At 40.5% G+C, this 11,138-nt stretch carries 10 protein-coding genes; 3 read left to right on the forward strand and 7 right to left on the reverse strand.

Going from position 1 to position 11,138, the window contains the following annotated elements:
* Positions 1-4: 4 nt before the first annotated feature.
* The 7 genes from DC498_RS12325 to DC498_RS12360 all read right to left on the reverse strand — a co-directional run bounded on the left by DC498_RS12325 (position 5) and on the right by DC498_RS12360 (position 8,237).
* Positions 5-1,090 carry a Gfo/Idh/MocA family oxidoreductase gene (locus DC498_RS12325; protein WP_116874469.1) on the reverse strand — a complete coding sequence of 362 codons (1,086 nt, stop codon included), beginning with the start codon at positions 1,088-1,090 and terminating at the stop codon, positions 5-7.
* Position 1,091: 1 nt separating this feature from the next.
* Complete coding sequence (locus DC498_RS12330; RefSeq protein ID WP_116874470.1) at positions 1,092-1,349, reverse strand: SemiSWEET family sugar transporter; 258 nt, start codon at positions 1,347-1,349, stop codon at positions 1,092-1,094.
* Between the two features lie 61 nt (positions 1,350-1,410).
* Positions 1,411-2,223 (reverse strand): enoyl-ACP reductase FabI, encoded by an 813-nt coding sequence (locus DC498_RS12335; protein WP_116874600.1) that lies wholly within the window; start codon positions 2,221-2,223, stop codon positions 1,411-1,413.
* A 73-nt stretch (positions 2,224-2,296) separates the two neighbouring features.
* Entirely contained in the window at positions 2,297-3,952 is a 1,656-nt protein-coding gene (gene recN, locus DC498_RS12340; protein ID WP_116874471.1) for a DNA repair protein RecN, read from the reverse strand.
* Between the two features lie 575 nt (positions 3,953-4,527).
* Positions 4,528-6,129 carry an aminopeptidase P family protein gene (locus DC498_RS26410; protein WP_206197598.1) on the reverse strand — a complete coding sequence of 534 codons (1,602 nt, stop codon included), beginning with the start codon at positions 6,127-6,129 and terminating at the stop codon, positions 4,528-4,530.
* A 234-nt stretch (positions 6,130-6,363) separates the two neighbouring features.
* Positions 6,364-7,119 (reverse strand): zinc ribbon domain-containing protein, encoded by a 756-nt coding sequence (locus DC498_RS12355; RefSeq protein WP_116874472.1) that lies wholly within the window; start codon positions 7,117-7,119, stop codon positions 6,364-6,366.
* A gap of 20 nt (positions 7,120-7,139) precedes the next feature.
* The gene (locus tag DC498_RS12360; protein ID WP_206197599.1) at positions 7,140-8,237 is read right to left on the reverse strand and encodes a Nif3-like dinuclear metal center hexameric protein; all 1,098 of its coding nucleotides are present in this window, start codon (positions 8,235-8,237) and stop codon (positions 7,140-7,142) included.
* Between the two features lie 64 nt (positions 8,238-8,301).
* Here DC498_RS12360 and DC498_RS12365 point away from each other — a divergent pair, with 64 nt between their 5' ends.
* From DC498_RS12365 to DC498_RS12375, 3 genes are all read left to right on the forward strand, one after another.
* A complete protein-coding gene (locus DC498_RS12365; protein WP_133176840.1) occupies positions 8,302-9,123 on the forward strand; it encodes a DUF695 domain-containing protein in 822 nt (273 codons plus the stop codon).
* A gap of 75 nt (positions 9,124-9,198) precedes the next feature.
* Positions 9,199-10,695, forward strand: a complete 1,497-nt coding sequence (locus DC498_RS12370) for a carboxypeptidase M32 (protein WP_116874475.1) — start codon at positions 9,199-9,201, stop codon at positions 10,693-10,695.
* Positions 10,696-10,706: 11 nt separating this feature from the next.
* A complete protein-coding gene (locus DC498_RS12375; RefSeq protein WP_116874476.1) occupies positions 10,707-11,138 on the forward strand; it encodes a hypothetical protein in 432 nt (143 codons plus the stop codon).

Raw genomic sequence — 11,138 nt, forward strand, 5'->3', positions numbered from 1 at the left:
TTAGTTATGCTAAAGTTACAACTTGCCCGCTTAAAACAGACTTGTCGCAGGCAAACGCAATACGTAAACTATTCACAGCATCCTGCATATGATCAGTAAGATCAATATTTTCATTAATGGCCTTCAGAAAATATCGTTGTTCGCGGTTGCACAATTCCTGGTGATCAGGCTCATCTGTAAGGTCAATCCATTCATCCGATTTTTTAAATTGCTCATTACTGTCTAATGCGGCATGATGCACCAATAAGGATTCTGTTTTGGTGTGCGCTTCTATGGAATCAGACTTGCCTTTTCCCCCGGCGCTTTTTGCGACAATAGATACTGATCCTTTTGGACCAAAAACATCCTTAATAAAAAAGGCTGTTTCGCTGATCATTGGACCCCATCCGGCTTCATACCAGCCAACAGAACCGTCCTCAAAACGTATCTGTAATTGGCCATAATTATAATTACCTGCAGGAATTTCCTCTGTAAGTCTTGCACCAATAGCGTGTACCGCCACCGGTTTTGATCTTACCATCTGGCACATTACATCAATATAATGAACGCCGCAGTCTACTATCGGGCTAAGACTCTTCATAAGATTGCGGTGAAGCGTCCACATTTTTCCGCTGCTTTGCTGATTCAGGTTCATACGCATCACCAAAGGCTTGCCCATTTGTTGTGAAAGCTCAATAAATTTTTCCCATGAAGGGTGATGACGAAGAATGTACCCGATCACCAGCTTTTTATTTGCTTTAACGGCAGCGGCAACTACCCGTTCAGAACCTTCCACTGTATCTGCCAAAGGTTTTTCTACAAATACATGGCAACCGTTTTCGAAGGCTTTTATGGCAAAAGCTTCATGTGTATCGGGGTAAGTTGATATGCTGACCGCATCAGGTTTTGTTGCTTCCAGGGCTGCATAATAATCATCAAACAATGCATACTTACCGCCTAACTTTTCGTTCAATACTTTTTTGGTATCTCCCCCCGAAACCAATCCGCATATTTCAAATTCATCCATGTTGTGGTATGCTGTTGCATGGGATGCGCCCATGTTTCCGCATCCTGCTACCAGTACCCTGAGCTTATTTGATGTATCAGCCATATTATTTTTTAAAAGAGATTTTAAAATAAAGCATTAATAACGAAAGAAACAGAATGATTGAGTTGGCAACAATAATCGCAATATCGTGTTTTACTATTCCATAAAACAGCCATGTAGATACATTGGCTATTAAAATAAAAACCATCCATATAGAAAGATCACCAACAGATTTGGTTTGCCAGGCTTTGATTACCTGTGGTACAAATGTAACAGATGAAAGCACGGCGCCGAACAAGCCGACGTAATCAATCCATTGCATAATATGATTTTAGGTTTATGGTTTATGGTTCAACAATAAACTACAAACTACAAACTTTCCCCTATTTCTCCATTGCCAGCAATACTTCTTCCGTAACGCCGGTAAATGAAAAACCGCCATCATGGAAAAGGTTCTGCATGGTTACCATTCTTGAAAGATCGCTGAACAGCGATACGCAATAATTGGCGCAATCATCACTGGTAGCGTTGCCCAGCGGGCTCATTTTTTCGGCATAGGTAATAAAGCCATCAAAGCCTTTTACACCACTGCCGGCTGTTGTTCTGGTAGGAGATTGCGATACCGTGTTTATTCTTACTTTCTTTTTTACACCGTAATGGTAACCAAAGCTGCGGGTTACACTTTCCAATAGCGATTTAGCATCTGCCATTTCGCTGTAATGGGGAAATACACGCTGTGCCGCGATATAGGTAAGGGCAACTACACTACCCCATTCATTAATGGCATCCATATCCCAGGCAGTGCGCAATACACGGTGAAGCGACATTGCGGATATATCAAGCGTTTTCTGGTTGAAACCATAATCAAGTTCAGTGTAAGATTTCCCCTTTCTTACATTAAGGCTCATACCAATGGAGTGAAGAATGAAATCTATTTTACCTCCGAAATGTGCTATAGATTCTTCAAACAATTTTTTTAAATCATCCATATTGGTTACATCAGCGCCAATAACAGGAGCATTTACCGCTTCAGCCAGTTTATTGATCTCGCCCATGCGTAATGCAACAGGCGCATTGGTCAATACAAGTTGTGCACCTTCTTCGTGGCATTTTATCGCGGTTCTCCAGGCAATGGATTTTTCATCGAGCGCACCGAATATTATTCCTTTCTTTCCTTTCAAAAGATTATAAGACATATAGATGATTTTAAAATTGAGCGTAAAAATAGGCATTCAAAGGGAAGAACCAAACAGGTAAAGCTAACAGCCATTATGATGTCATCATTTCCTTGGCATTTTCCAATGCTGTGATTGTTGGTTTCTCTCCACTCAGCATTCTTGCAATGGCATCCACTCTTTCCGTGTCAGACAATACTTTTATCTGTGTATTTACTTTTCCTTTCTTCTCCTCTTTATATACAAACAGATGCAAATCTGCTTTTGCCGCTATCTGCGGCTGGTGTGTTATCGCTATTACCTGGTGAGCTTTACCAAGGTCTTTCATGATAATACCCACCTGCCTGGCTGCTTCACCACTTATACCAGAATCAATTTCATCAAATATCAGTGTTGGTAATTGTACGGATGCTGCAACCAGTGATTTTATGCATAACATCAACCGGCTTAGCTCACCGCCACTGGCAACTTTTTTCAAAGGTTCAAAGCGATTGCTTTTGTTGGCGTCAAACAAAAACGCTATAGCATCTGCACCAAATATATGTAAAGGGGCTGCTGTTATCTGTACTTTAATGCCTGCATTGGGCATACCTACCTGCGCTAATAGTTTATTGGTTTGTTTTTCAAACGGCGCCACCTGTTTCTCGCGGTTGGCTGTAAGCGTTTTTGCCAGTTGGGTTACTTCTTTCAGTTGTCCGGCTGCCTGCTTTTCAAGTGCTGCTATGTCTGTATCAAGATGTAAAACTTTATCTAATTGCTGCTGAATGGTATCCCGTATCACCAATAATTCCGCCGTTGTTTGAACGCCATGTTTTTTCAGTAATTTATACCCTTGTGCAAGCCGGTCGCTTACCCATTGTATTCTTTCCGCGTCAAAATTGAGCTTATCATTCAGGTTTTCAACTTCAGCGGCTATATCACGCAACTCAATCTGCACAGATTGAAAACGATTGATCAGGGCGGGTATGCCAGGGTGAAAATTTTGTACTGATTGTAAAAGATTGGCCAGACTTTTCAATTGTTGCACTACCGGATCATCGCTTTCATTAAGCGGGTAACTCACTTTTGAAAGTGTTGATTTTATATTTTCTGCATTGCCTAAAATTTTTAACTCCGCGTCAAGCGCCTCCAGCTCATTTTCTTTTAACTGAATATCTTCAAATTCTTTAAATAAGAATTTATTGTAGTCAGACTCCTTCGTAGCGTTTGCCTGGGATTCTTTTAATGCGGCTAATTCCTTTTGTGTATTACTATATTCCCTGTATAAAGCCTGGTATTTGCTGATCTGAGCACTATGCCCGGCCAGCGCGTCTATTACCGCCCTCTGAAAATCGTTGTCGCCCAGTTCAAGTGTATCAAACTGCTGGTGCAGATCTACCAGCAATGAAGTAAGCTGTTTTAATTGAGAGAGGTTAACCGGGGTATCATTTATAAAAGCCCTTGATTTACCATTTGCAGCCATTTCTCTCCTTATAATAATTTCCTTTTCCGCATCAAGATCATTTTCTGCCAGGAATTGCTGAATATCTTTTCTTCCTCCTATTAAAAACATGCCTTCAACAATACATTTTTGCTGCGCATTAAACAGTATGGAACTATCAGCACGCTCTCCGAGTATTAATCCCAATGCACCAACCAGTATACTTTTCCCTGCCCCGGTTTCACCGGTTATAATATTCAGCTTTTTTGAGAAGAATATCTCAATAGACTCTATGATCGCGTAATTCTGTATGAATAACTTCTGGAGCATATTAATACGTTACAGGCGCAAGTTAATTGTTAGGGATTTTAAGTCCAACAAAATAAAAAGGATTCTGTAGTGCTAAGCGGTATTGTGTTAATACTTTTCAAAGTTCGCAATGGGAAAAGTACTGCTACGCCGCTGCGCACTTTGCGTGAAATATAGCTGCCGGCAGACAGGGAGAGGGACGGTGCAGTAGAATAACTCCAAACTATTATTAACTACCGCATCAGCTGCAAAGCAAAACCATGCGAAGTATTTAAATATTCGTCACGCTTTTAGATTTTCAACCTTCCCCTCACGCAATTCGTCAACCTAATTTGAATTTGGGCACCCCTCGCCACTCCGTGGAGAGGGGCCGGGGTGAGGGACAATACAAGTGCAGTTTGAATAAATAAGATATATACAGGGTGGCTGCTGTCAGGCAGGTTCACCTGTGCGAGGCGATGACGCCTCGCACAGCACTAATTTGTTATTGCAGGCGCATATAGCCCAGGCGTACAATATAGTAGCTGTTTGCAAGGCATGTTGCAATTTAGTATTGCCGTATAAAGGCAGCAAAAAAAGCAGGTATATAAATAAAACTATAATGGGGGTAATTTCATTTCGTTAAACTTGCTTTTTTGTGCGGCAAGCTTTTCAACATCTTCAAGCTTTCTTGCAAGATGCCCGGACAATATTTCGCATTTATCTTTCTTAATCAGTACATCGTCTTCTATACGAACACCTATATTCCACCATTTTTTATCGCACTTGCTGCCCTCAGGAATGTAGATACCAGGCTCTACAGTAATCACTTCATTTTCAAGTAATATATTGTAGTCGCCCCTGTCATGCACATCGAGTCCAAGGTAATGAGAGCACCCATGCGGATAGTAGGTATGTGCTTCTTCTTTGCTTGTGATGATCCCTAACTGCAATAAACCTTCGGCAATCACTTCAGAGGCTTTTTTATTGAGATCAGAAAACCTTGTACCTTCCTTGCATAATTTAAAAACTTCTTCCTGCGCTCTATAAACAAGCTGATAAATGGCTTTCTGCTCAGCAGAGAATTTCCCGTTTGCCGGTAATGTCCTGGTGATGTCTGCGGTATATCCGTGGTATTCCGCGCCAACATCCATCAATAACAAATCATTATTTAAACGGAGCGCATTATTGCTTTGATAATGTAAAACACACCCGTTTTTACCAGCTCCCACAATAAGCGGATAACCCTCGTCTTCTGCTCCGTAATACCGGTGAATATACCGGTGAATACCATCTGCTTCATTTTCGCTCATCGCAGAATGCCCGGCTTTAATTACTTCGGCATGACCTGCAGATGAAATATTAATTGCTTTACGAAGCAAAACAAGCTCTTCCGGGGTTTTAACCTGTCTTAAAGCATCCATGATCTTATTAAAATCCCCGCACTCATTTTTTTTGCTTTTTATTGCTGTTTGTATTTCACGTAAAGTGATTGAATCCGGTTTTTCCATCAACCGTTGTATATAAATATTATGCTGCAAATGATCGTTTTCGGCAATGCTACTCTTTAAATAATCAATCACCCGGCTCAAATATTCCGGTTGAACATTTGCGATATTGGAATTCAGTTTTAAATCATTCACGCTTAAAGGAATAATACCGCTTTTCTTTTTAAAGCTTTCAATCAGCCCAAACACATCGCATCCGCTTCCATCGTCAGGGGCATCGTTGTATATATAATCATATAAAACTGTGTTGAATGCTTTAAAATCTATCGGGAAGTCCTTAAAGTTTTTTGCATCATGGGCAGCTGCAATCCCAAGTTTTTCCTTCACTCCGTCCGCTCCCAACCTTTTGCCTGTCCACGTTTCCCTGTTAATATCTCTGCTCCTTACAAAAAACAGCTCGTTATAAGATTGGTCGCCATTCTTTTGAAGTTCTTTGAAGAGCAGCAGCACAGCGCCCGGCTCTTTATACCCGGTCAGATAATACAGATCCGGGTTTTGATGATAGAAATAGGTTACATCATTCGAAAAAGTTCTTTCCGGAAATGCGAAAATCACAGCAACAGATTTTTCAGGCATCATTTTACGAAATGCCTCTCTTCTGCTATTATGAAATTCTTTTGATAAATAATCAACTGGCAGATTATCCTGGGCAGAGGCAATAAACGCAATAAGTATTAATAAAGCCGGCCAGGACACTTTTTTGAAGTCCATACAACATAATTGATAGTGCAAGAACGGGATATGCAATGAAAGTAATAAAAATGTACATATTTAAAACAAATCGAACAATTAATATTCAGGACAAACGCATCCCTAAACTGTGCAGGGCAAGCCTGCCTGACGGCAGTCAGGGGCGCTTTGCACAGCACCACATGGTTCGGAGACCATACATACTAAAAAAGGCATCATTTTCATGATGCCTCTGATAATATTATGTGTAATATTCTACTTTGCTTCTATGCTGTTATAAAGGTCTTCGTCAATCAATATACGTCCGCAGTTTTCGCAAACAATAATTTTTTTGCGCTGGCGTATTTCACTCTGCCTTTGAGGAGGGATTGCGTTGAAGCAACCACCGCAGGCGTCTCTCAATACCGGCACAATGGCTAAACCATTTCTATAGCTTTTGCGGATACGTTCGTATGAAGCCAGTAAACGTGACTCTACTTTTTCTTTTGCTTCGGCAGCAATAGTGCTGAATTCGTTCTCTTCTTTTTCAGTATCAGCGATAATTTTTTCCAGCTCACCTTTCTTATGCTTTAAAACACCATCTTTATTGGCAACCGCTTTTTTAGCGCTTTCCAGTAAGCGGGCTTTATCAGCTATTTCTTCGTTGGCGTCTTTAATATGTTTTTCCGCAAGTTTTACTTCCAGGTTCTGAAGTTCCATTTCTTTGTTGATGGCTTCAAACTCACGGTTATTTTTTACATTTTCACTTTGCTTTTCGTATTTCTTTACCAAAGCCTGTGATTCTTTGATCACATTTTTCTTCTGCTCTATAAACTCCTGTATACCGTTTATTTCTTCTTCAACGCGGGTTTGTCTTGCATGCAATCCCTGGATTTCATCTTCAAGGTCACGTACTTCCATAGGAAGCTCTCCTTTCAGTATTTTGATCTCATCTAACTTTGAATCAACTTTTTGGAGAGAAACAAGTGAAGAAAGCTTTTCTTCTACAGAGAATTCTTTTACGTTAGGCATATATGCTTATAGCTTTAATGTTAGGCGAAATAAACCAGCGGGTTAGTGTTTACCGCCGTTTTAAGGACGGCAAAGGTAGGAAATTTTTCCACCAAAATATCATATAGCAGCTCAATAGTAAATTGTTCACTTTCAAAGTGACCTATGTCTGCCAAAACTATCTTTCCGTCGGCATCAAAAAATTCGTGATATTTTATGTCAGCGGTGATATATATATCTGAATTTGCGCCTAATACATTGGGAATGAGGAAACTACCTGAGCCTCCGCAAAGGGAAACCTTCTGAATTGGGCGGCCTGTTAACGGTGTATGCCTGATAACCTGCAGGTCAAATTTTTGCTTTATGAGATTTAAAAAGGCTTTTTCTTCCATGGGTTCAGGCAGAGAACCTGTTAAACCGGAGCCGACGCCGGCATGCTGATTGTCCAGGGCAATAATGTCAAAAGCCGGTTCCTCATAAGGATGGGCGCTTATAAGCGCCGGAATAATACGTGATTGCAGCCAGCCGGGAAATATTACTTCTATCTTCATTTCCTTCTCGTAATGAAGCTTATCCTTTTCTCCCACAAAGGGGGTGGTATTGGCGCCCCCTTTAAAAGTGCCGGTTCCTTCTGTATTAAAACTGCATTCACTATAATTGCCGATATAGCCGGCACCGGCATCCCATAAAGCCTGTCTCAGCTTTTCCGCATGAGATTGCGGCACGAATGTGTACAATTTTTTCAGAACAGCATTTTTAGGCAGTAATATTTGCCGGTTTATCAATCCCAGCCGGTCGGCCATCTTGCCATTTACACCGGTAAGTATATTATCGAGATTGGTATGAATGGCATAAATGGCAATATCATGTTTGATGGCTTTGATAATAGTGCGCTCTACGTAATTTTTACCGGTAATGCGTTTTAGTCCCCTGAATATAACAGGGTGATGTGCTATAACCAGGTTGCATTTTTGTGCGATAGCTTCTTCAATTACACTTTCCGTGCTATCGAGTGTGCAGAGTATGCCGGTACATTTTTCTTCGCGATTGCCGGTAAGCAATCCTGCATTGTCATACGACTCCTGTAATGCCGGGGGCGCAACAGATTCCAAAACGTTAATGATGTCTTTAATTTTCATATCTGTAAAAACTAATATAAAAATAGCCATTACTTTGCTGCGAAAAATTTTGGATGCATTTACAATGAAAAAAATTATTGCTTTTTGTTGGGGTTTGTTGATGGTGTGTGGGGTAAACGCGCAGTATCGTGAAGATTGGGATACTTATGTAAATGAATTTAGCGATCACCTGAGCTCTGTAATGGTTGACCTCGCTTTTGGTGGCTCTGCAGAAGCCAGGCTAAGGCCTAATGCAATCATTATTCGCATAAGGGTGGATAGTATACGAACCAACGGCATGCCTGCAGAAAACCAGCTTAAAAAATTGAATATAGTGGAAGACCGGTTGGTGGAGCAGCTTACCGGCAAGCTGCAGGCTATGTATACCGGCCGGTTTACAAAAGATGGCAAGCGGGATTTTTATTTTTACAGTAATGACACATCAAACTACCGGTTAGCCATAGCCGAAGTGCTTGATCCAATGCATATATCGTGGCTGGCAAAAGCGCAAACAGATACCGGTTACAGCAATTATTTTAATGTGCTGTATCCCGGTGGTAAGCAGCTTGAATCAATGAAAAACAGGCGGGTGGTGGATAATCTGAAAGAAAAAGGAGATGTTTTGACTGCTCCAAGAAAAATAAATCATTTTATTTTTTTTAAAACAGAAAAAGACAGGAAGGAATATGCTTTCACCGTGCAGGATAATGGCTTTACGGTTGAAAACGCCGGTAAAGAAATAGGTGTAAATGACCGTCCGTATACTTTGCAGATAAGCCGTATTGATAGAGTGGATTATAACAGTATTGATAAAGTAACTCTGTACCTGTGGGAACTTGCGGTGAAATATTCTGCTAAATATGATGGATGGGAAACCTTTGTGGTGAAGGAGGAAGGTGGAAGGTGACCGGCTGAAAGCTGATACCTGACCGCTGAAAGCTAATTACTGCCCGCTGAGCATTATAAACACAAAACCAGGATTATGCCAGACAAAAATATGTACCAGGATTATGCAGATCATATGCGCAAAATAGCGGATGTAAAATTTGCTTTGGCAGTTTTGCAATGGGACCAGGAAACCTACCTTCCTCCAAAAGGCGCCGCTTTCCGAGGGCAACAGATGGCAACGCTCAGCGAAATTTCGCATCAAATGTTTACAGATGAAAAGCTGGGTAAATTGCTTGACCAGTTAAGCAATGATCCGTCACTGAATGAAAAACAGCGCCGTAATATTGAGCTTACTTCAGAAGACTATAATAAAAACCAGAAATATAGTTCAGCATTCGTTCGTAAACTATCAGAAGCAACAAGTAAAAGTTATCACTCGTGGATAGAAGCAAGAAAGCAAAATGACTTTAAAGTTTTTGAAAAAGATTTGAGCGTATTGGTTGATCTAAAAAAAGAAGAAACACAATTGCTTGGCTTTAAGCAACATCCTTATGACGCGCTGTTGAATGAATTTGAAAAAGGCGCAACAGTGCAATGGCTGGATGGCTTATTTGGCAACCTGCGGGAACCTTTGAAAAAATTACTTGAAAAAATTCAGCGTAAGTCTGCTCCGGATGACAGCTTTCTTCACCAGCATTTTAATAAAGACGATCAATGGAAGTTTGGGATTGATATGCTGAAGCAGATGGGATTTGATTTTGAGGCCGGTCGCCAGGATATATCAGAACATCCGTTTACCACCAATTTCAGTGCTGAGGATGTAAGGGTAACCACCCGCATAGATGAAAATGATTTTACATCTATGACATGGAGTTGCCTCCATGAAGGCGGACATGCATTATACGAGCAGGGTTTGCCAACAGATCAATATGGTTTGCCGTTAGGTGAATATTGTTCACTGGGCATTCACGAATCTCAAAGCAGGCTTTGGGAAAACTGTGTAGGCAGGAGCATGGAATTTATGCAGCATAATTTCCCGCTGATGCTTCAATATTTCCCGCAATTAAGAAATGTTGGTGCGGAACAGGTATATGCCGCCGTTAATAAAGTACAACCGTCATTGATCCGTACCGAATCAGACGAGCTTACTTATCATTTTCATGTAATGATAAGGTATGAGGTGGAAAAACAAGTGATTGACGGAACACTTGCGGTAAAAGATATACCCGGTTTCTGGAACGAGAAGTATAAAACTTATCTCGGCGTAAATGTACCTGATGATAAACGGGGTTGCCTGCAGGATATCCACTGGAGCCACGGTAGTTTTGGATATTTTCCTACATACAGCCTCGGAAGCTTATATGCGGCACAGTTTTTTAAGCATATACAGAAAAAATATCCGGGATTAAAGGCATTAATTAATAAAGGGAATTATAATGACATACATCAATGGCTTCAAGCAAATGTATATCAATATGGTAGAATGTATACCAGTGGTGAATTATGCAATAAGGCAACCGGCGAAACGTTACAACAATCGTATTTGTTAGCATATTTAACCGATAAATATGCAGGTATTTACGGCTTTTAAAACCTGTGTTTATGAAATGGTCCCATGCATCATTTATTTATATACTATTATCTGTTGCAATATCTGCTTCAATAAGTTGTAAAAAAATAAAAGAAGAAATTGGAACACAGTATATTATTAAAGTCATGACAGATGGCAAATGGATTGTGGAAAAATTTACGGAGAATGAAACGGATGATGTTACCGCCATGTTTGAAGGTTATGAGTTTCAATTTACTGCAGATGGCAAAGTATTTGGTTATAAAAGCAACGGTGAGCAGCAGGGCACATGGGTAGGCAATACAAATGACCTTACCATTACAGCCAATTTTTCAGGCGCTGATGATCCGTTGAAAAAGTTAAATGGTGTATGGAAGATCAGTAACAATACCACAAAATCCCTTAACGCTACACCATTTAACAGCAGCAGGGTTGCATTTTTGAAGCTGGTAAAGAAAAGCTGA

This window comes from Terrimonas sp., from assembly GCF_003075435.1.
Taxonomy (GTDB): Bacteria; Bacteroidota; Bacteroidia; order Chitinophagales; family Chitinophagaceae; genus Agriterribacter.